The organism is Photobacterium jeanii (assembly GCF_001650345.1).
GTDB lineage: Bacteria > Pseudomonadota > Gammaproteobacteria > Enterobacterales > Vibrionaceae > Photobacterium > Photobacterium jeanii.
Map to the genome: position 1 here is coordinate 441,342 of NZ_LVHF01000029.1, position 22,328 is coordinate 463,669.

Annotated in this window: 13 protein-coding genes; 4 read left to right on the top strand and 9 right to left on the bottom strand. The window is 42.8% G+C overall.

The genetic code is table 11. The features are described from left to right. Window positions 1–5: 5 nt before the first annotated feature. A complete protein-coding gene (gene pulA, locus A3K86_RS16760; RefSeq protein WP_068333738.1) occupies window positions 6–3,305 on the bottom strand; it encodes a pullulanase-type alpha-1,6-glucosidase in 3,300 nt (1,099 codons plus the stop codon). Between the two features lie 338 nt (window positions 3,306–3,643). After that, window positions 3,644–5,695 (bottom strand): DUF885 domain-containing protein, encoded by a 2,052-nt coding sequence (locus A3K86_RS16765; RefSeq protein ID WP_068333741.1) that lies wholly within the window; start codon window positions 5,693–5,695, stop codon window positions 3,644–3,646. Between the two features lie 896 nt (window positions 5,696–6,591). On the opposite strand from A3K86_RS16765, the gene A3K86_RS16770 reads away from it, so the two are divergent. Next, complete coding sequence (locus tag A3K86_RS16770) at window positions 6,592–8,652, top strand: TonB-dependent receptor (RefSeq protein ID WP_068333744.1); 2,061 nt, start codon at window positions 6,592–6,594, stop codon at window positions 8,650–8,652. Between the two features lie 115 nt (window positions 8,653–8,767). On the opposite strand, the gene A3K86_RS16775 is transcribed toward A3K86_RS16770, so the two are convergent. After that, window positions 8,768–10,765, bottom strand: a complete 1,998-nt coding sequence (locus A3K86_RS16775) for a methyl-accepting chemotaxis protein (protein ID WP_068333747.1) — start codon at window positions 10,763–10,765, stop codon at window positions 8,768–8,770. Window positions 10,766–11,331: 566 nt separating this feature from the next. Here A3K86_RS16775 and A3K86_RS16780 point away from each other — a divergent pair. Then, complete coding sequence (locus A3K86_RS16780; RefSeq protein WP_068333750.1) at window positions 11,332–12,237, top strand: chemotaxis protein; 906 nt, start codon at window positions 11,332–11,334, stop codon at window positions 12,235–12,237. A gap of 81 nt (window positions 12,238–12,318) precedes the next feature. Here A3K86_RS16780 and A3K86_RS16785 read toward each other — a convergent pair whose 3' ends face one another. From A3K86_RS16785 to A3K86_RS16810, 6 genes are all read right to left on the bottom strand, one after another. Beyond that, a complete protein-coding gene (locus A3K86_RS16785; RefSeq protein WP_068333753.1) occupies window positions 12,319–12,573 on the bottom strand; it encodes a hypothetical protein in 255 nt (84 codons plus the stop codon). Window positions 12,574–12,652: 79 nt separating this feature from the next. Then, window positions 12,653–13,792 (bottom strand): serine hydrolase domain-containing protein, encoded by a 1,140-nt coding sequence (locus A3K86_RS16790; RefSeq protein WP_068333756.1) that lies wholly within the window; start codon window positions 13,790–13,792, stop codon window positions 12,653–12,655. Window positions 13,793–14,058: 266 nt separating this feature from the next. Continuing rightward, on the bottom strand, window positions 14,059–14,574 hold the full coding sequence (locus A3K86_RS16795; protein WP_068333760.1) for a GNAT family N-acetyltransferase: 516 nt from the start codon (window positions 14,572–14,574) through the stop codon (window positions 14,059–14,061). Between the two features lie 117 nt (window positions 14,575–14,691). Further along, window positions 14,692–15,582, bottom strand: coding sequence for a DMT family transporter (locus tag A3K86_RS16800; RefSeq protein ID WP_068333762.1), 891 nt, complete (start codon window positions 15,580–15,582; stop codon window positions 14,692–14,694). A 148-nt stretch (window positions 15,583–15,730) separates the two neighbouring features. Next, a complete protein-coding gene (locus A3K86_RS16805; RefSeq protein ID WP_068333766.1) occupies window positions 15,731–16,498 on the bottom strand; it encodes a DoxX family protein in 768 nt (255 codons plus the stop codon). Window positions 16,499–16,966: 468 nt separating this feature from the next. Next, window positions 16,967–17,389 (bottom strand): GFA family protein, encoded by a 423-nt coding sequence (locus tag A3K86_RS16810; RefSeq protein ID WP_068333769.1) that lies wholly within the window; start codon window positions 17,387–17,389, stop codon window positions 16,967–16,969. A 387-nt stretch (window positions 17,390–17,776) separates the two neighbouring features. On the opposite strand from A3K86_RS16810, the gene A3K86_RS16815 reads away from it, so the two are divergent. Both A3K86_RS16815 and A3K86_RS16820 read left to right on the top strand, forming a co-directional pair. Next, a complete protein-coding gene (locus A3K86_RS16815) occupies window positions 17,777–18,154 on the top strand; it encodes a hypothetical protein (protein ID WP_146145587.1) in 378 nt (125 codons plus the stop codon). A gap of 48 nt (window positions 18,155–18,202) precedes the next feature. Continuing rightward, the gene (locus A3K86_RS16820) at window positions 18,203–22,225 is read left to right on the top strand and encodes a DUF4132 domain-containing protein (protein WP_068333776.1); all 4,023 of its coding nucleotides are present in this window, start codon (window positions 18,203–18,205) and stop codon (window positions 22,223–22,225) included. Window positions 22,226–22,328 lie beyond the last annotated feature (103 nt).

The following is a 22,328-nucleotide window of genomic DNA, read 5'->3' on the forward strand; positions in this document are numbered from 1 at the left end:
AAACATTAAGCTTTCACAGGAATACCCGTACCGCGCTGTTCACCACGAGGCAATACAAATACCACAGGTGTCCATGCAGGGATCGTTAAGGTATCACCCGAGACTTTAGCGCCTTTCGCTAAATCGGTACGGTGGAATGAGCTAACACGAAGCCCTTTCACATCTTTTAAGGTGAAGGTCTTCTCTTGGCTTGAAGCATTGATTGCAACCACGACCGCATCTTTCTTCGGATCAAGATCAATCCCAGCGCCGGCGCCGTTATCAACACTCATCACAATCAAGCCTTGCTGTTGTTTAGGACCCGTATTGTGGAAAGCCACGCGACGGTTAACTTCAGAGCCCTTACCCAAGGTTAATAATGGGTATGCTTTACGCAATGATGCTAGTTCTTGGAAGTAAGCTGCCATTTGCTGAATTTCTTCAGCGGCAGGCTGCGCATTCAAACCACTTTGATTTAACACTTCATCGATTGTTGGGTAATTTTTACCATCTTTATCTTTACGCGGTAAGCCTTTGTTCCAGTTATTATCTTGATAACTGAAATCAACATGGTTGTACCAATCACCAGAATCGTAAGAATCGCGCTGCATCGACTTCGAGCGCAACAAATCTGATCCCATATGAGTAAACGGCACACCTTGACCTAACATCGCCGTTGCTAACGATACCGCTTGCATGCGAACTCGTGTATCAAGCGACGTTGCATCTGGTGCTTTGTACTGATTGTTATCCCACAGTGTTTGGTTATCGTGCTTCGACACATAGTTTTGGATTTCTGTTGGATCATCAGCATAGCCAGCGGCTTGACCGTTATAATCCACGTCTTTACCCATCACTTTTGTGCCTGTGCTATCGACGAAGCTAAAGGTTTTTAAGTTACCCGCCATACCTAAGCGCGTAAGATCCGCAAGGTGAAGGGCATTTTTAACCACATCGGCTTCGGTTTGATCATTGATGCCATTGCCGAAACCTTTATTGGTTCGCAGTGCACCAGCATCATCAAATGGACCACCACCTCGTACCGCATCACGTAAACGGTCAGAGAAGCTACCAATTCCTGTGCCACCTAAGTGAGGCTGAGTCGCTTGTACGAACAGTTTATCGTTTTCGACTTCACCAAAGTTCCAACCTTCACCATAGAAATAGGTGTTAGGGTCAACTTGTTTTACCGCTGCCAATGATTCTTTGATTTGCGCTAAAGGATGATGGCCCATCAAATCAAAACGGAAAGAGTCGACTTTGTAATCTCGCGCCCATACCACCAGCGAGTCTTTGATTAACTTCGCCATCATGGCGTGCTCTGGTGCAGTATTTGAACAACAAGTTGAGTTCATTACATTACCAGTGACAGGATCTAAGCGGTTGTAGTACCAAGGTACAATTTTATCGAGCACTGAGGTTCTTTCAGTTGGACCAGCCGCATTGGTATGGTTGTATACCACATCCATCACCACATTCATGCCGATGTTTTCTTTCACCGCTTTAATCATCTCACGAGTTTCAAGAATACGCTGGGTACCTTCAGCATTCGTGGAATAAGAGCCCTCAGGCACTGTGTAGTGGAATGGGTCATAACCCCAGTTGAAGCTATCGGTCGCGGATACATAACGGTTCAGCTCCTGTACTACAGGGTTCGTCGGCGTGTCGTTATCGCGTTCAATGTCCAACACTTCAGCAATGGTAAGCCCCGACACGCAGTAGTTACTAAAGCGTGAAGTCGTGACGGCCTTATTAACCGCACATAACTCACTAAATGGGTCGTTAATATTGGCAACTTTGGTTGGATCTTCATTGATTGTCGCGATATCAAAAAACGGCAATAGGTGAAGGTGTGTCACGCCACTGTCACTCAGCGCTTTCAAGTGTTTTACTGGCTCGCTATCGCTGTCAGTAAAAGCGGTAAACTTGCCGCGATCTTGTTCTGGCACCGTTTGATCCAATGCCGAAAAGTCACGCACATGAGATTCATAAATCACGAATTTGGCTGGGTTATCCTGCGCATTCGGTGCTTTTAAGCTATCCCAACCATCAGGTTTTAAAGCCGGATCATTTAGATCAACCACTTGGCTATATTCAGAATTGCGTGACAAACTCAGCGCATAAGGATCAGTCACCTGATAGCTTTCAACTTTGGACGAGACTGGGTGTACCACATTTACCAAGTAGCGGTAGTAAGTGCCGGCTGGTGCTTTATCGGTATTGACCGACCATACTCCCGACGCTTCACTGTAGCGCATTTGTAGGCGACCAAATTCCTTCTTATCTTTATTGAACAACACAGCAACAATGTTTTGCGCAGATGGCGACCATACACGGAATGATGTCGTGCTACCGTCCGTCATTGCGCCAAGCTCTGCTTTCTGAGCATTAGCAGCAAACATATTATCTAAGCTACCCGCAGGCTGAACTTTGGTCGCAGCAATAACGTCACCTTTTTCATCCACCGCCATTGCCACCAATTCAGCTTTGATGATTGGTCGCATGTTGATTTTGGAATCTATGCTGTAAGCCGTTTTTCCAGCCAATGCCGGAAACTTCTTCTTCGCATCCGCTGACATTGCGCCGCTTGAGAGCACTATGTACTGGTTATCAAACTGGTAGTCTTTACCTTTAGGGGTAATATCAGAAGCGAGCGATAAATACAGGCGTACTTCTTTCGCTGTCGCAGCACCATCCCAAACGAGCGTATGTGCATCCACAAGATGTGCTTCGGCTTTAGCGATTCCCGCCAAAGATAAGAAAGCTTTTTCACGGCTATCAAACGGTTCACTCTTACCCGCAGTAATTGAACCCGTACGATCTTTGATCTGACCAAAGTCGAACTTAATATTATCCGTGATTTTATTATTCGCCCCTTGGCGAACAATGATGTTCATACAATCAAGACGGCTCTCACGTAACGGTAAACGCCAATATGGGCCATTTTCATCAACGGCTGTTGGAAAGTTATTAGGTTTATCCCAAGCCTGCGAGACAATACTTTCTTTGGCGCGTCCACATTTATCGTCATTCCAAATATACAAGTTGTAGTCACTGTAATTAGGCTTGGCACCTTCAACTGGCTTTTCAACTAAATACAAGACAGCTTCGTTATCACCCGCTTTAATCGGCTCATCCACCTTACCTGATGCTTTTAGTTTTGCCACAGGACCTGATGTATCAGGGATAACGATATTAATCTTAGGTGGGTTGGTGGTATCGAAGTAAGCGTCTTTATTATTATCGCTGTCGTTGCAGCCAACCACGACTGTTGCAGATAACAGCGGGATCATGACTTGCGCCAACTTGCTCATTGGAAATTTCACGTTACATTCCTTGGTTAACATATCTGGCGCAAGAAGGTATGAAATTTCCTATTCCACAAACTGTGATGTATGCATTTTTATACAAATAATGCCTGCATTTTTTGCCTCTTTCTGGCTGTAACTCACTGTTTGTAGGGCTACTGTGAGAGTTATCAATCAACACAAAATGCCAACCAAGATCACCATTACGACATATTGAACTATTAAGCTTCCATATTAATCAGCAATGAAAACCACCAATAAAAAAGAGGTGACGCATCACGCCACCTCTTGCCATTCACCGTAATGGGTAGAAACCCTGTTCGCTTTGGTCTTACTTCACCGCCGCGAGACTCAGATTATTTTTTCGTTTTAATCCAGTTGGTAATACTTGTTTCTACCACTTCCATTGGTTGATCACCGTATTTAAGTAGTTGGTCGTGGAATTCAACCCAATCAAACTTATCACCCAGTTCAGCCTTGGCTTTATCAAGCATTTCTTTAATCACCAAGAAACCAGATTTGTAAGATACTGCCTGACCAACATACGCCGCATAACGGAAGCTTTCAGATGCAATATCACCATCACCCAAGGCCGAGTTTGCATTCATGTAATCACGCGCTTTTTGAATGCTCCAACCTTTGGCATGAATACCGGTATCAACCGCCAAGCGCATGTTACGCAGTTGCGCTTCGTTCAAGCTACCAAAGTATTGCAGTGCATTACACTCTGCTGCATCTTTGTAGATACCACCTTGGAAGGTCGTGTAATCCACATCCGATTTACACATACCAGTGCCGTTTTTGAACGTTGGTTTACCGTCAGCATCAAGCTCACCGTAAATACCCATTTCTAAACCAAGCCATTCGGTGTATAGCGCCCAGCCTTCTGCATAAGAGGTATACCAAACATTCTTGATGTAATCTGGTTTTGCTTGTGGCGGATACTCTAGCGAGTAAGCATTTTGGAAGTGGTGACCTGGTGCTGCTTCGTGCAACAACAAGGTTGATACGTTCCATTTCTGGAGACTGTAATTAGGGTTGGTATTTAAGTTAAACGATGTTTTGCTACCACTGTAAGATGCAACGCCATCGTACAACTCACGCTCTGCCGCAATAGGTACAATTTTGTAGTCTGTCTTGATTGGCTTAAAGTATTTCACCACCACATTGTTAGCGTCGTTTTTGAACTTGTAGTAATCGGTTAACGCAGCTTCACAAGCGGTTTGAGAGGATGCCACTTTACAGGTATCTGCATACGTTGTGCCGCTAACTTTTTGACCATCGCGACCATAGAAGAAGGCTTCTGAGTTGAGGTACTCAAAGAAGTTATCTAGGTTGACGCTCTTATCTGGATTGATAATCAGGTAGCTCTTGGTTTGTGGAGCGCCACTCGCATCTTTCCATTCTGCAGTTAAGCTCTCAGAATCTCGATTTTCCGCCATAAAGCGCGCAACACGTTCCATTTCCGCTTTCGCATCAGCGACTAGATCTTCACCTAATTTATGTAATTCGTCTGCTGATTTACCTGTGGTACTGTTACGATCCAATTGCCACTGATACCAAGCTTTGCCGTTTGGTAAGTCTCCCCAGCCGATATTCGCATCGTTAATACTACCGTCAGTACCAGAGCCACGCGCAGCGCCTTTATAAGCACCATCTAGGTAAGCCACGATAGATTGGCTTGCGGCTAATGCTTCATCGACCGCTTGCTCATATTGCAGTGCCAGTAACTGATCGTCTTTATTGCTTGTTTGAGTAACCAATGATTTAAGGTGAGTTAACCCTTTTTTCAAGATTGCATCGTCAGCATCTTTAATTAATTCGGCTGAACTATCGACGTAGCGCTTAATTAATACTTTTGGCAATTGAATGTTTTCAATCTGACCTTTCATATATTGGTCATGCAGAGTCGTCACCCAACGCGTGTAGTCTTGCACAACAGCTAAATGATCTTTGTACTCTTTGATCGAGTCTAATGCTTTACCTGCGTACTCAGCATTACTTTCAATGTAATTATAGAAATGGGTACTTGGAATATTAAAAGTACCAAAGCGTTGGTTAGGTAAATCACCACCACGAATCGCTAAATCACGGTCAAATTTGAAGGTGTCGTAGTAGATCTTATCTTCATCGGAGAGCAAGCTGCGGTCGATTTTTTCGAGATCCGCAAGAGATTGACGATCTAGCTCTTGACGAGATTTTGCCATTTGATCAGTCACTTGACCAAAGCTGGTATCATCAAGAGTCTTCATTTGCTCTTGATAGCCGTCAAATACTTTTTGCATGGCAACTTTTGCTTCTTTACCAGAAGTGTCGTTGCTTGATGAGTCATCATTACAACCAGCTAATGCCAATGCTGCAATAACAGACGCGGTAACCACCGATAAGCGAGGGTAGCTCTTTTTCATGACTATTCCTTATTGTCTTTATGATCGTATCTAACCAGAGATCTTCGGTACAAAAGGAATCGTAAAAGATGTGAATTATTTATTTCGTGAATCAATTCACAGTGACCTATTAGTAAATATCTACCCTATTTCAGAATATTCCGACTTACGCCTAAATATTCTTTCATTTCATATTTCTCTGTTTATTCATCACAATATCTGAATATTGTTGCAATTTTATTGAATTTGAATCAACAATAATTAATCACGTTTTTTTGACATTATTAAACCAAGTTCTCAACTTGTTATTAAACTGTGATGTAAAGCGTCATATTCATGCATCAAGATGAATAAGCGCAACGTTTTGCGTATGAATTTATAATGACTTTTACGCATACTTTGTATTTTATAAGTTATGCACTATTTGCTGGTTATAAAGAATAGAGCTACAACAAATGAGAGATTTAACTAACTGCTACCCTATTCACAGTAAAATAAAATGAAAAAAGGCCGCTACTGCGACCTTTCAAAGTATTCAACTTTTCGATGAGGATTAAGCGAAAATAGCAATAGGTGCAACCATGCTTAGTACTAATGCAAAACCCACATAAAACATAAAAACAGACTTAAAGCTCATAACCTTCCCTTTTGATGACTTAAACCAATAAAGCGCTTTTTATCGCGAGTACGACTCACCATTAGCGTTGTTGCTTTTATCGATTAAAATTGCATTTCAGATGCAATATACATTACCTCTGGTCCCTCTTCAAATAAGTTGCATAAAAAAAGCAACTTAACTCATCCAATAAGTGTGTCTAAATGTAAATAACGTAAACAATAATGATTCTCATTGAGTTTGCATGTAAAAATGCGCGCTCAATCGACTATAACAACATACGAACCATTACTAATTACACATGAAAATTAAAGCCTTATCGTTGGCCATTGCTGCCACACTAGCCTCAACAGCTGCTTTCGCTGCTGACACTCAAAAAGAAGAAACCATTGTTGTTACGGGTACAGCCCTTGACAGCCACATCCAAACGTCAATCAACGACGAAACACTTGAGCAAAAACAAGCATCTGATATTAAAGACATTCTTAATACGATGCCGAGTGTAACCGTAGACGGTAACGCACGTTACTCTCGTAAAGTGTTTGTTCGTGGTATGGAAGATAAATACGCGGTTGTGACTATTGATGGTGCTCGTCAAGAAGGTCAGCTTTTCCACCACACAGGCGATCAAACCATTGATCCTGAGCTGTTGAAAATTGCTGAAATCGAGCTTGGTCCTAACTCTGCGCTTAGTGGCTCTGGTGTAGTAAATGGTTCGTTCCGTTATGAAACAAAAGATCCTGAAGATCTACTGAAAGAAGGCGAACGTTTTGGTGCGCGTGTTAAAACAAGCTACCAAAGTGCTTACGAACGTAAAGGTGTGAATGTTTCTGTTTACACTAAAATCAACGACCAATGGCAATTCATGGGTATTGGTAACTGGTCTGAAGATGGCGATCTTTACATTCCAGACCACGATGCTGTGACCTCTAAACAAGGTACGTTGAAATCGGGTATGGCAAAAGTTGTATTCATGCCAAACGATGATAACGAATTTAAGTTGAGCGTAAACCACTACCAAGACGGTGGTAAGCGTCAACTTTCTGGTGAGAAAAATGGCGGTCTTTACGCCCACGATGAGCACAACTACAACGCAATCAGCCGTGACACCGTTACCTTCCAGCACCACTACGATGCAGGTAGCGATCTCGTTAACCTGAAAACCCAGCTTTACTACAACCGTCAATACCTAAATCGTGACCAGCAACAAGACTCGGTATGGGATCGCGACAGCAATGGTAACTGGATTGAAGACGGTAAAGTTAACATTCCTAAACGTGAGTACAACGTAACAACTGTAGGTGGTGATATTCGTAACATCACTTGGGTTGGTGAGCACGAGCTAACTTACGGTTACGAAGCCTACCACGCAAAACAGTGGATTGACGCCGAAGACGGCACAATCATTTCAGGCTCGCGCAAAGGCGAAACTGAAAAGTACGCGATGGACGGTGGCACAGTAACGGCGCACGGTTTGTACATCCAAGACATGTTTGAACTAGACCAATTCCGCTTTACTACGGGTCTACGTTACGACATGCATAAGCTAGGTGGCGTATTTAAAGGTTCTTTCAGCCAGCTATCGCCTAAGTTCAAAGGTGAATACCAAGCGACTGACGAGCTGAAATTCCGTGTAGGTTACGGCCGTATCTTTAAAGGTGCTTCACTACCTGAAGCGCTAACTATGAAGCCAGCAAACAAAGTAAACCAGTCTGACACTAAAGCGATGACAGGTCACAACTACGAAGCGGGCTTCGACTACGACCTAACTAACCTGCTAGCGAGCGATAACGCGATCATTGGTTTCACAGGTTACCGTTACAACGTCGATAACCAAATGCACCCAACCAAAAACAACAGCACGCTATCAAATCAAAACGATGTGCAGGTTTGGGGTACAGAGACCGTATTCACTTACACGCTGAGCGACTTCGACCTATACGCGAACCACTCTTACTCTAAAGGTGAGCAAACTAACCTGAAAACTGGCGTTAAGAGCCACATGAATAAGACGGGGATTCATAACTTCAAAGCGGGTGTGAAATACCACCTAGACGAAGATATCGTATTCGGTTGGGATGCACGCTACGTACCAAGCAACAGCTACACAGACAAGAGCTTGGATAAGAAAGGTAAGCTAGTAGAAGAGAAAATCGAGCGTAAAGGCTTCTCGACTCACAACCTATGGGCGGCATACAACCCATCGTTCGCGAAAGACCTAACACTGAACCTAGCAGTAGATAACCTATTTAACGAGAAATACGCCGAGCACACTGGCTTTGGTATCTCTTGGGGTTCAGAGAAGTACACCAGCTACGAAGCTGGTCGTAACTTCAAAGCTTCTCTAGCGTACACATTCTAATCCTAATCGGTTTGATAAGGACGTCAATCCACTGCAACTAGCGTTTGGCGCTAATAAGAAAAACGGCCCATCACGGGCCGTTTATTTGTTTTATGAGTCATTAAAAGCGAACAGGTTAGGACACTCTAAACACTTGTGTTTTAGTTAGTAGCTCAGCCATTTGCGCTTCTAACCCTCGCATTTCCTCGTTGATTTCATTGACTAATGCTCCTGATGCATTGGCAAGCTCCAGCAGTTCATCAACATCGGTATCCACTACCTTGGCAGTATCTGACTGTTGCTCTGTTGCTTGAGCGATATTGGCGTTATGGCCGCTGATATCATCAACCAAAATATGAAGCTGATCGATAGACTGCTTAGTTTCGCTAACGACATCGCGAGTTTTTAAACTGAAGTCTTTGCTGTGCTGCATATTTTCAAATGATGCGGTCGCATTGGTGCAGATTTCATCAAGCAAACGACGGATATCTTCTGTCGATTGCTTACTACGCCCAGCCAATGTACGTACTTCATCAGCCACCACCGCAAAGCCTCGTCCTTGCTCACCTGCGCGGGCAGCTTCAATCGCGGCATTCAACGCCAGCAAGTTAGTTTGCTCTGAAATCGCATTAATGCTGTCGAGAATGGTCGATACATTTTGTGTTTGTTGCTCTAAGGTTTGCAGGTGCAGGTAAGTTTTATCAATGTCTTCAATCAACTCATTCACAGCATTAAACGAAGAGTCGCTCTGTTGGTGGCTGGCTTGCGCATGACGACGAGCATCATCAGCACTTTGCTGCGCTTCAACTGTGGTACTCGCCACTTGCGAGCTGGTCTGTGCCATCTCAGTCATCGCTGTCGCTATATTTTCACAGCGACGCTGCGTTCGCTCACTGGCGCTACTTGCTTGTTCAGCCGACTGAGTCACCATTTGCAGGCTTGCTTGGGTCGTATTAGCAAGCACAGTAACTCCATTGATGATTTTCGCCATGTCGCGAATAAGCCCATCAACACTCTCACAAATTTCACCAATTTCGTCTTGATGATCATCGCTAAGACGAATGGTGAGATCGTTCTGGCTCGTCATCTGATCGAGCTTTTGCGTCACATTCTTCACGCGGCGTTTCATCGTACGCACATAAATGCTGGTCATCACCATGATAGGCAGCACAATCAGCAGCAACCCAAGTAGGATGAACAATTTAGCCTGTTGCGCTTGCGCTAAATTACGATCCGAAATTTGTAAAAGTTGAGAGCTCACCTGATCACGAATCGCCTTGACCATACCAATACGATCGGTGGCTAACTTGAACCAAGTGGTCGCTTGAGGGCCTTTAATCGCATCTAGGTTCTGGCCTTGCGCTAAAAACTGCGATTGAATTTGATCCACTTGCTGCCAAATACTCGCGCCCTTAGCCTTGGTTAATGCATTGAGGTTATCGCCTTCGAACAACAGCTCCGCCTGACGCAATGCATAATCGCCTTGCGCTAAGTAATTGCTAATTTGCCCATAACGCATCGCATCGGTTTTCCCTGCCGCAAATACGCCATTTAACGCACCACGTGATTTACCCGCCTCTTCTTTAATGATGAGCAAGGACAGCAAACCAATACTACTGCGCTTGATCTCGGCATCATCGAGCTGAGAAATCACAAGACGTACGTTATCGATCGCAAGCTGATTAAGGTTGGAGTAATAAGCAAAAGGTGAGTTTCTAATATTCAGCTGATCGACTTGATTACGAATCGACGATTTTTGGCTTAATTCAGCTAACACATCACGGCTAATTGCCGCGACATCACTTGGATTAAGGAATTGTGGTGAAAAATCACGCAACGCTTGTTCAGCAGCATCCGCCTTCAATCTTTGTTGTTTTAATTGTGCAACCTGCGAACCCTGCCCTTTACTAGCGAGAACGCCCGCCGTGAGACCACGCTCAACAGCAAAATTATGCGCTACATCATCATAAAGATTGATTAGGGTTATCGCTTCGCGTGTTACCGCTGCGTTATCGCTTTTGGTCTGAGCCAAGGAAAATTGGTTAGCTAGTAGCACTAGCACCAGCAAAAGTGGGATACCGGAAATTAACACCAACGCATGGCTTAACCGGATAGACGCCAACTTTCTTAACATGAATCATCCTTTAATATTCACACATACTCACATAAGGGAGTAATAAACACATAATGACTCATATTGTCGGATAACTATTCACAAAATGCGTGTGATCCACGTCAACTATACGCTAAAAGAATGCAATATATTTATCAAAAATAACGGACAACTATGTTAACCGTCAGTAACTTGACCAAAGGTCATTTTTTTGACCCAAAACACATACCACTAAATAGGTATGCAATTGAAAATTAGACTAATTATGTCTAAAGGAATGGAGTGGAAGAAAAATGTGCACAACGAAAGGTAACAAGAAAGACACAATCAATTGTATAAACCTTTCTTTTATATGATCTACTTTAAAGCAATTCACTTAATAATTGAGGCACAATGTCATTTGGTGCGCCAACATAAACGATAACTCAGCACCAAAAACACGATTTTAGATATAAATTCACCATTTATCCTTAAAACAACACGTTACAAGCGAGATTATTACCGACCAAGATAAGGCAGTGCTCAGGCACTTATTCAGGTTGATATTTTTAGCGTGGTGAGACCATTTCAGCAGTATAGGCATAAGAATGAAAAGCAAGGCGAGTCAATCACAGGGGCTACTCCTGTTCCGATTATCACAAACACAAATGTTTGCGATGGGGACGCTCAAAGTTCAGGAAATCGTTCCTTTCACCTCGTTCACCAAAATCCCTTATTCGCAGCAACATGTGCTTGGTGCAGTGAATATCCGTGGTACGACTATGCCTGTGATCGATATGCCTGCAGCTATCGGCTACCGACCAATCACACCGGAAGAATACCCTGATTGCAGCATTATCATTACCGATTGCAGCCGCACAACAGTTGGTTTTCTCGTTCGTGGAATTGAAAAAATCACGGCTTGCGACTGGCAAGCCATCGCACCACCACCAGAAACGTTAGGGCATAACATTTACGTGACTGGCATTACGCGTACAGAAGAACAACTTGTTCAACTGCTTGATGTTGAGCTTATTTTGTCACACATCAATCCTGACGATCCAAATTCTCTCTACCCAACGTTGACTGATGTTGATCGCGAGAAACTAAAACCTATGCGTATTCTGCTAGTTGATGACTCGGGTGTGGCTCGTCGTCAATTGTGTAACGCATTGGACAGCATCAATATCCCTTATTTCGTCGCCACCAATGGCAACGACGCACTCGATATTATGCAAAAATCAGCTCAAGCTAAAACGCCAGTAGATATTCTAGTAAGTGATATCGAAATGCCGGGGTTAGACGGCTACGAATTAGCATTTGAAGTGCAAAACACGCCTCACTTAGCAAATACCTACATGATCCTACACACCTCACTATCAAGTGAGATCTGTGTTGATCGCGCACACCAAGTTGGCGCCCATGAAGCGCTAACCAAGTTTGATGCTAACGAACTCGTACACGCTATGTTACGCGGTGCCAAACAACGCCGCGAAACCGCTGTCGAAGCATAATCGAAATCGCAGTCTAATCCATTAACAACACATAAAAGCAAAGCCCGAATTTACACTGTAATTCGGGCTTTTTATTCTAATTTATGTGTTTGGAGACTGAATCCAGTCAAGCAATTCTCTGCCATAGAAAACTTCTGTTTGCATGTGCATAAACAACATAACCAAAATGAGTATCAAATAAGCCCAATTAATTCGCCGCGACCAACGCTTCCTCTGCTCATTGCAATACAACATCAGATTAATGACCACAACGGCAACAGGGTACGTCAGTAGTAAAACAATAAACACCGCCAAATAGCTAGATATCGCCATTTGCGAGGCTACACCTTCAGGCATGCTGCTATCCTTTTCATCCTTAAGAGCTGCGACTATTTTCGAGATAACTTTTCTGTTCAGCCACTACCAACAAAACAACTTATTGACTATAGAGTTCAATGACGTCTGTAACACTGACTCTTCTTGATGTGTTGTAATTACAAAGTTGTATATAACCAAGCTTCAACTTTGGTGAAAACCAAAAGTCACTCTTCATGCTATCTAACGAATAACCACCATGGGTATATACATTGGCACCTTTTATGGCGCTCACGATCAAGCCATTAGAGTAGCGATATAACCTTGAATTATTCCATGTGGGTGCTAATCCGAACTCAGGGTCATTAGGATTCAAAAACACCTCCCACAAAGCTTCGTCTTGATGAGGCTTCATCATGTGTTGTACCCATTTTGCGTAGTCTTGCAAGGTTGTGAGTACCCCACCATCCCCTTGGCTAATGATGTAGTTTTCTGATGAAAAATACTGACCATCTTCATCGGCTATATATCCTGTTGCACGCCAAGGAATTTCAGTGTCCCGCATTCCATTGATAGTTGTCGATTTCATTCCTAACGGGTGGAAAACTTCACGTTCTGCGAGTTGCCTAAACGACTCACCACTCACCTTTTCAATAATATTTGCCAACATTAGATAGCCAGTATTACTGTAGAGCGCCAAAAAGCCAGATTTAAACTCCGCTGACGATAAAGACTTCATCTGAGAAATAACCGCAGAAGTAAGAACATCGGTAGGAATCGGAACACCTGAAACAACACCGTCTATCAAATAAGGAGCATGAATTAAGGCTTTGTTTAACTTTAAGCGAGTTTTAGGGTTATTTAAGTAATCAGGAAGACCACTTTGATGGTGGATTAAATGATATATGGTTATATCTTCAAACCAATCAGGTGCATCAGGATAATAGCTTTTAAGGTTATCGCTACGGGATAGCTTACCTTCCTGTTCTAACTTTAAAACTAAGAAGGTTGTTATATGTTTACTGATTGAGCCTATATTGAAAATCGTCTTTTCTGTAATTGGCACTTTGTATCGAAGACTTGAAGATCCGTAATACTCTTCAACAGCAAGCCGATCATTTTTAATAATGCCGACAGCACACCCTGGTGTATGGCTCGATATATCACTAAAAGCATGCTGTATCTTCTGTGAAGATTGGTCTTTACAACCAATGAGGGCTGTAATAATAAGTAATAAAACAAAACATTTAGATTGGCTCAAAGTAGTTCCTTTACATAACCAAAATAAAGTCAGGTTATTGGTTATACTTAACCTAACTTCTATAACTCAGGCTTGCTTTATACTAACACTTATCACCTTGAACTAAGGTCTCAATACCACCACTTGATACGCAATTATTTCATACAAACTCAGCACGCTATCAATAATAATGTGCCCCACACCTCTTTAGATAAGCGCAGCCTTCAATCACTCTTTATGAAAAACTGCGCTTTACAACAAAACAATCAACCGATCATATATGCTTATTAGCAAGGCACCCAGTATCTTGCGATAGAGCCAGGGATGACCTTCCCTTCTACGTAATTTTCAAATTCACCATGATTCGCTTCAATCACTTTCCGTGAAGCGATATTGTGTTTGTCTGCGGTGATCAATGCTTTTTTAAGGCCCAATTTTCGTGCTTCTGCCAAGGCTTGTTTCAACATACTCTTGCCATAGCCCTTACCTCTGCAAGAGGGAGCAATATCGTAACCAATATGACCAGCCTCATTTGCAAGAAATTCGGTATCAATATTATGGCGAACACGAATAATACCTAAGATCGAATTGTTTTTATCAATCAACCAAAAGTGATTACACGGTACATATCCGTCTTTAAGGTTGATACCTTTTGCTTCATCAAGCAGGCTTTGCACATATTTAGGAAAGTTCAACTTACCATCACGATAATACTCACCATTTTCTTTGTCATTATGCTCATAATCAGCATAAAACTGTAAAAATTCGGTTTCTAACGCCAGTGATGGGTTTACTAATTCCATACTCTATCTCCATGATTATTTGAGTGCGGTAATTTGCCTTCTAGTCAAATTACCCAAAACCAGCAGTAACTGTAAACCTAAAATTCACACTTTTTTATCGGATGATAACTATTGTTATTAATACTCAATAATCGCATCTTCTGAGGCGATAGATTTCCGACTTTCGTAATATTGTGTCGCGAGGTTTATCGCTACCATAGCCACCATAATAATGATTTGCTGGGTACTGAATGCATCATTGACTAACGTCGCCCCCAAGATCATCGCAAGTATTGGATTAAAAGTACCAAAGAAACTTAGCTCTGTGGTTGTAATCAAGGGAATGGTATACACATACACACTGTAGGCTAATGATGTAAGCGCAACAACAAGCCAAAACATTGCTCCCCACTGCATTAACGAATGCGGTAATGGAGAAACATAACTCTGATGACTTTTTATATCCCACCAAGCAATAGGAATAAGCATCATGCCACCAAAAATTAGCTTCCAAGTCAGTAACTTCCACCAATGAATCGACTTCATAATATGTTTAGTGACTATGCTGCCTGTGATCAGTGTTGTCATAGCCCCTATAAGAAATAACACTGCGGATAAGCTGATATGTGGGTTATTACTCAAAAAAAGATACCCAGCACAAGCCACCAGCAACATGGCAGATACGACTTGAACCCAAGATGGCTTCTGGTGATGAATGACCCCAACAACAAGTACACCGACCACAGGTAATGCCATCATACCGACTCCAACAAGAGCACTTGGCATATGTAAGGCGCTATTAAACAGTAAGCCAAAGAACAAAGCGATATTCAAAAAGCCAACAAGAAGAATGCCTAATAATTCATGGAATCGTGGAAAACTTGGTTTTATTGCCAGTAAGAGTAGCCCTGCCGGTAATGCACGCCACACTGCTAATGCAAAAGGTGACCAATGAGTAAAATAGTTAGATACAACCACATAAGTCGTGCCCCACAATAAAGGAGCTAACATTGCGAGTATTATTCTCATATATACGCCATTAAAATAAGTTCATCTACATCGTTAAAATCACTGCGAATAGGAATTACTTTGCAGTTAAATACGATTAAAAATAATTCAAGGCATAAGCCACGAAAGACTTATGCCCTTATATCGTTAGAAATTAATCTTATTATTATTAGTTCGTTGCGTAGCGTCTTTTCATCAACATACCATCAAACGACATCGGGCCTTGATTCTTGAGGAAGAAGAATGGGTAAATCACCATTGCCCAAAAGAATGGGAACTCCCAACCACCACCAGGCAACGCCCAAGTATACCCGGTAATAAAGTGCCCCGATAACACTTCGGCTGCTGCAAGATAAGCAATAGCCCATAGCACGCCAATACGAGTGAAGAAGCCCCAGCCAATCAAGAGCGCAACCCCAATTTCAGTGATACCACCGACATAGATCATTAAGTCAGTAAACCAAGGACCTATCTGGTCAAAACCTGCGACTTGCCCAAAATAACCTCGCATACCATTGTGTACTGCTGTACCTGCGAAGATTTTTTCAGTGCCATGAGTGATAAAGTTAAAACCTACAAATAATCGAATACACATGAGCGCAAACTCATATTGATTTTCTTTATATACTTCTCTTGCGATACCAACAAACTGAATTAAAAGAGGAATAATCGATAAAGCCGTTAACCAACCTACTAAGCTAATATCGTTTTGATCAGCAACACGAATAATAACGAGTGTTGGCACTATAGTGATTAAAAAGGAAAGCCGATTATGATTTCTTAACACAAAAACTAAGATAGGTGTAATAACACCAAATATGACTAGCGATGTGCTTAACCAAACATCATTAAAAGTTCCTAATTTATACAAAATTGCAACTAACGATAAAATTGAGGTTGCTTGTAAAAACAACCAATGTTCGTTCTTACTTTTCATTATAATTTCCTTTTATTTCCGACCAGCTGACGCAACAGAGAATGGCTGTCCTACAATCATGAGTTTTCATTTTGCAAATGGACTAAATTTACTTCGTGGCACTCTCTGTTTTATTGCTACGCCATCAGTATAATCATTCACTCCAATTTTATAATTGACCTTTCTATGAAAATAGTATTCAGAATAAATGAACAATAAGAACGTGAATTTCCATCGCTGATACCTTACAGTTCAAGCCTTAACATCCTGTCATATAAGATAAACTGACGCTCAAAAACGTAACTCAAGAGGAAGAAAATCACGCTGATGTTTGTGATGATGCGTAACCGCTTTGCACCATCACAACATGCTAGGTTAGCGAGAAATGCCGGAACGGAGTGTGATACTGATACCTTGCCAAATTCAAGGTCGAAATAGACAACAGTTGTTTTCCCTTTGCTGCGCTGTATGCACTAAAGATGTACTAGCTTAAGCACCAAATAACTCCAACATTTCTTTGGTTGTCAGTACTGGGCTATCAGCATCGAGACTATAGTATGCTGGTTTTCGGTCGATAAAGTACTGCACTTCAATCTCTAAATTTTCATCTTTATCGATATCTAACGCGCCAAGTAAAATATTGTATTCGCCGGAGTGATTTAAGCGATAGTACAAGTGCGTACCACAACGCTTACAAAAGCCTCGTGTTGCCCAAGGGGATGAACTGAATACAGAGAGATGATCTTGACCTTTCATGGTGATATCGGTGCCACAAGGCATCGCAAATTGAGGGCCGCCATTCCACCTTTTGCAAGTATCGCAATGGCAAACAACAAACTTATTCGATTTCGGTTTTACTTTTAATTCAACTTTACCGCAAAGGCATTTCGCCGTATGAACAACATTTTCCATGTTAAACTCCCATCGTGCGTATCAAGTAAAAATCAAACAAACTTCACATCGGTTTATCGCTATTTTGCTCCGAAGTCACCCCAAGCGAATTTCTTAGCCGTGAATTCTGTAATCACCCTTCAATTACAGCATTAACTAACCGCATATAAGTTGACACTAAAACCCCATCATACTTATGATTGCTAAGGTTTTTTGGTTGGCTCATCGCAAATAGTTACATCAACTCTAGACAAAATGATTAGCGAAATCACTTCGCCTCAGACTGTCATTTGAACAAACTCACAATTTGTTTCCTGTATTGGATAGCAAAATCCATCAGCTTACCTTAAACACGCATTCAGCTTGCTTTCATTCTCGATAGATTAACGTAATTAAGGTCTTCTCAGCTTGAAATTTCCCCTCATTATCGAACAGCGCCAAGGCGATAATACCGTGTCTGCCGTCGTGCATATTCAACTCACCGACAAGCTAGTCTCACTCAAACAAATTATCGAATTAAAAGTTCGAGCAGAAATAGCGAACAAAGTGCATGAGGCACAGCTTCGTCGCGAAGGCAAAGAATGGCGACTCAACGCTCACGCCAAGTCTTACGTTGAGCACTACGATATTGATGCGGAAGTAAACCGTGCTATCGAACATTTTCAGCGTAATGGCTTCTTTGTTCTTGTTAATGACAAACAAATTACCGCCCTAAATCAAATGATCGTATGGCGGGAAGATCTACGCATCACCTTCTTACAGCTAGTGCCATTAATTGGCGGCTAACTAACAACTTATTACTACAAAATATATCCTGAACGCCGGAGAATAATAATGACACTAACCAGTCAGGAAAACGCATTCCTAGCGGATGTCTCATACCCTTTTGTCTGTTTTGATCAATTTACCGTCACCCAAGACACCCCACACCGCGAGCTACACCTTTTATTCCACTTTGCTTTAAGTGCCAATGCCGATTTAGAAAACAACTCATGGCAACATTATTTTGGTTACGATCAAGATGATCTGAACCGCACCAGCTTTGCTTCTAAATTACAGCAACCGGGCTGTGAATGGGTTCTTATCGAACGTATCTATGCTGAAGGTAAAATCATTGCTAACCAATGTCTCATGAACTGGTTAACCGTTACTCTTGAGCAACTTCCTTTATTAGAAGAAAGCGAATTAATCGACTTTCTTGCTAAGCTAACAGAGCTCCAAGCTAAACACCCTCTGCTGATTGAGCCTCTTCAACCTTTTATTGGCAGCAGCATTCTCGCCTTACCAACGCTTAGCGAAGCCATTGCGAATCAAGTTGTCGCGTTAGTACCTCATCTCAAAGCCAGTCAACATTGGGCAGAAAGTGTCACTAGCCATCGTTGCAGTTACCTGATTGCGCTAGCACAAGAAATTGAGCTTCATGGCTGGCAAAACGCTGACAGAATTGCCGCATTAGCAAAGGCCATTAGCCACGACGCACAATCAATGCGTGGTGTTGATTCCCTTGTTCATTACCAAGCATGGGTTGATGAAAACTATCAACACCAAGCGATGCAAAGCACCTTCAAAGATTCCGCAAGCACAGAAAGCTATGCAAACTATCACCATCGAATTTTTTGCTACGGTGTAGGTCATCAAGCCATTGCTAAGCTTGCGGGCTATGAACACGCTAGTGATGACAACTTTGCCGGATTTGGATTTGGTGAATACCCGTTATATAACAATGATCCGCTCGCTGATGCAGAAAGTTGGATAGAAAAATACTTCCACTTTCATAAATTGGATCTTTACGGACGTCGTAAATCTGAATATCCCGAAGATTTACCAACACCTAAAGACGTATTCGCCGATAGAGAAGGAATGGGCACGCAAGTCGCGCAAGCTTTGCTGCGCAGAATGCGCTATTTCCAACTAGCGCTAGATCATTACCCTAACAGCTTTCGCTCAGGTAGTTCCGTGGCAGAACCTTTAGCCGACACCTTAAAATTGCTCCGTAAGACCATGATTGAAGGGTTAATCACCCCAGACCAATGGGTAAGCTTTGTTCATAATACCACCCACGAAAAACTGTACACCATCATTGGCGATCAAGTTATTCGCAGCTTACCTATGCTGGCTGAACAAAGTGGTAATCCCTGCCAACTCAAAGCCAAAGCCATCGAAGCGCTAGCTGAGACATTTAACCTTAATTTTGGCGAGCAAAATGGCAGTCCTCGTTTAAAAGGCACTTTTGACTTCGAAACGGAAAATGAACTTGGTGCTGCTTTCGCTGCTCATTTGGCACGTTTTGCTCTTAATGTTGAAGTTCCATTTGACCAAGAAGCTATCGCTGCTATCTGCCCTGCATTAATCAACGCCCAAGAAGAAAGCTTCACATACAGCGTTCGCGGTATGCCAATTTATGATGGTCCATTTGCCGATGAACTCCATCAATTAGAAAAACAGCAGTTACTACAAGCAACAGCGAAAAACCATTGGCGTTATGCCAACACGGGCTTATTTGAAGACTGGTTAGCCCTTAAACCTAAAGAATTAATTTCAAAAATCGAGCTCGTCCGCGCCTGCCATAGTTGGGCAGAAGAGCGAGCCATACCAACGCATGGCTATGTTCAATTCATTGCCAGCAGCTTACGCAAAAAATTGGATCTTAGTGAAGGGGCTGTTAAGTACATTCTGAAGCATTACCTTGAAACTTCGGGCGGCTACCTAATGAAAAATATCACACATTGGGTAAGCAAAAATGGCATGCCAACTTGGTTAAAAGCGCAACTGCAACAGCTCATTACCGAGGACGATAATTGGCAACACAACAATTGGTTGTCTGATAATAAGAAAGTGCCGCAGCTCGTCACCGATCTGATCCATGAATACAGTGAAGACGAAGATGAGACGACAACTTTCTCGCTCGCGGGCAACAGCCCTCTCATTGCGCGCATCAACGCATTCTTAACTGAACAAAATGCAGAGGCTCTTGCTGCATGGCAGACGTTATTGGCCACAGCAGCCACTGTGACAGGTGCCAAAGCCAATGCAAAACAACTAAAACAGCTACAAGCGCAAGTTGAAGCGATAGGTAGTCGCACTTTCAGCCAAGCTCTCCAACCTTGGTTAGTCTCACCAATTTGTAATGACGATAGCTGGGATTTGGAACCTGCCACGTTAGATTTAATTCGAGGTTTGCTGGCCGCGACACCTTATGCACAAAGCCCAGAGCTTGAACAAGCTTGGTTTAATTATGGCTTACTTGATGTTGTACCACGCGGCAACAGCCAAGGTATTGCAGGTAATGCGCTAACATTCCTGCAGTATTTTGAAAGCCAAGGTAACGCCATCATTCGTATGCTCGGCAACAGTCATGATCTCAGTGCCATTGTGCTTCTCAATCGCTTACAGATGAAATTTAAGCTCAATAAAACTCGTAAGCTGATCGAAAAAAGCATCGAGCAACTCGCGAGTTATCATGGGCTATCACGAGGTGAATTAGAAGATCTTGCCACTCCAGATCACGGCTTAGCGCTGGGACAAAAAGCCGGGCAGCTTGGTCAATACCGTTATGAAATCAACCTCGATAGCGGAAGCCCTGTAAAGCTGGCATTTTTTAATCCAGAAGGCAAAGCGCTCAAAAGTGTACCGGCTGCGATTAAAACACAGCATAGTGAGGAGCTCAAAACACTCCGAGCGGAAGTGAAAGCGATTCAAAACGATCTAAGCGCTCAAAAGAGCCGTATCGACCGTGAAATGCGAGAACCCCGTAACTGGAGTGTCAGCCAATTTAAACAGCACTATTTTGAACATCCATTAATGGCGGTTATTGCCCGCACCTTAGTGTGGACATTCACATCAGATCAAACCACGACCTCAGCCATTTACCATGATGGTGCTTGGCGAGATGCGAATGGTCAGCCAAGCGAGCCAATTAGCGATAACTGCACAATCTGTTTGTGGCACCCAATTGAAGCCTCTGAAGAAGAAACGCTTCAATGGCGTCACTACATTTTGCAGCAGGGCTTGGTTCAGGCGATTAAACAGGTATTCCGTGAGATTTACTTGTTAACCGATGCAGAAGTGGCAACCCATGACCACTCACTGCGAATGGCTGCGCACATTGTACGCCAGCATCAATTTGTGACCTTGGCTCGAGGCCGTGGTTGGAATGCGAAGTTAATGACCTTCTGGGATTACGAAAGCGGTGATCCACTCGCTTACATTTCCACCCCTCTTGCGCATTTAGGTATGGAAGCACGCCTGCATATATTAGAGCCATACGATAACGAATCTAACGATATGGGTGTTTATACCCATATGATCACCGACAGGGTGCGTTTCGTCGATACAAACACCGAGCAAGACATTGCGATGAGCGCAATTCCACCACGCGCATTAAGTGAAGTGCTTCGCGATTGTGATTTGTTTGTAGGTGTGGCAACGATTGGCGCTGATCCTAACTGGCATCCAGAACGATATACTCAAGGCTATCAAGACTACTGGCACAGCTATAGTTTTGGTGAATTACAAGGTGCTGCAACGCAACGTAAAGCAATTCTAGAGACCCTACTACCAGGGCTCGCCATTGGCGAACGTTGCCATATTGAAGGTCGCTTCCTACATGTGAAGGGGAATATTCGGGAGTACAAAATCCATATTGGCAGTACCAATATTCTTATGTCACCTAACGACAGTTACCTCTGTATTGTGCCTGCACGTAAAGATACCAATAAAGTCATGCTACCGTTTGAGGGCGATAGCGGCTTTGCGTTATTGCTATCCAAAGCCGTGATGCTTGCCGCCGATGACAAAATCAAAGACTCAACCATCATCAGTCAAATCAAACCAAGCAAAGAAGCCGTGACTTCATAGGTAAGCCTGCTTCATATAAACAGTTTTCACAGAGAAACGGATAACTGTTTGATACTAAAAAGGCACCATCTTCTTTTGTATAACCGCTAACGGGTATTAAAAC

Bases quoted from the DNA above. Each gene is read 5' to 3' on its own strand.
- A3K86_RS16805 (WP_068333766.1), bottom strand. From the start codon at position 16,498: ATGAAAAGTAAGAACGAACATTGGTTGTTTTTACAAGCAACCTCAATT.
- A3K86_RS16810 (WP_068333769.1), bottom strand. From the start codon at position 17,389: ATGGAAAATGTTGTTCATACGGCGAAATGCCTTTGCGGTAAAGTTGAA.
- A3K86_RS16800 (WP_068333762.1), bottom strand. From the start codon at position 15,582: ATGAGAATAATACTCGCAATGTTAGCTCCTTTATTGTGGGGCACGACT.
- A3K86_RS16795 (WP_068333760.1), bottom strand. From the start codon at position 14,574: ATGGAATTAGTAAACCCATCACTGGCGTTAGAAACCGAATTTTTACAG.
- A3K86_RS16820 (WP_068333776.1), top strand. From the start codon at position 18,203: ATGACACTAACCAGTCAGGAAAACGCATTCCTAGCGGATGTCTCATAC.
- A3K86_RS16780 (WP_068333750.1), top strand. From the start codon at position 11,332: ATGAAAAGCAAGGCGAGTCAATCACAGGGGCTACTCCTGTTCCGATTA.
- A3K86_RS16765 (WP_068333741.1), bottom strand. From the start codon at position 5,695: ATGAAAAAGAGCTACCCTCGCTTATCGGTGGTTACCGCGTCTGTTATT.
- A3K86_RS16785 (WP_068333753.1), bottom strand. From the start codon at position 12,573: ATGCCTGAAGGTGTAGCCTCGCAAATGGCGATATCTAGCTATTTGGCG.
- A3K86_RS16775 (WP_068333747.1), bottom strand. From the start codon at position 10,765: ATGTTAAGAAAGTTGGCGTCTATCCGGTTAAGCCATGCGTTGGTGTTA.
- A3K86_RS16770 (WP_068333744.1), top strand. From the start codon at position 6,592: ATGAAAATTAAAGCCTTATCGTTGGCCATTGCTGCCACACTAGCCTCA.